Origin of the sequence: Barnesiella sp. ET7, assembly GCF_024733785.1 — a bacterium.
GTDB classification, from domain to species: domain Bacteria; phylum Bacteroidota; class Bacteroidia; order Bacteroidales; family Barnesiellaceae; genus Barnesiella; species Barnesiella merdigallinarum.
This window is the reverse complement of record NZ_JANRHM010000079.1, coordinates 1-421: the sequence shown is the minus strand read 5'-3', so window position 1 is coordinate 421 and position 421 is coordinate 1. Positions and strand designations below refer to the sequence as shown.

Here is a 421-nt window from a genome sequence, read left to right as displayed (position 1 = left end):
TTGGTTCTGCTATCAGGCTATCGTGGATATGGGTATCAACATCGGAGTGGTAGACAAGATACTGCTCAACTTTCAGAATACGGCAGGGCTGTTCAGCAACCTGCTTGTGACAAAGGTGTTCGCCATCATATTCTTGGCTCTGTCGTGCCTCGGTACAAAAGGAGTCAAGAATCAGAAGATGACCTGGCAGAAGATTTATGCGACCTTCCTCGGAGGTCTTGTACTCTTCTTTATGAACTGGTGGATGCTCGACCTGCCATTCTCGCCAATCGTGAATATGGTAATCTATACGGTTACTATGACTGTCGGATATATCCTTCTGCTTATGTCGGGTATGTGGATGAGCCGTATGTTCAAACATAACCTTATGGAAGATGTCTTCAATGTGGCCAACGAGAGCTTTATGCAGGAGACACGTCTT

At 45.8% G+C, this 421-nt stretch carries 1 protein-coding gene; it reads left to right on the top strand.

Features of this window, described 5'->3' with window-relative positions; genetic code table 11:
• Positions 1–421: YWFCY domain-containing protein (locus tag NW211_RS14010; RefSeq protein ID WP_258328291.1), on the top strand; the 421-nt coding region annotated here is incomplete at both ends.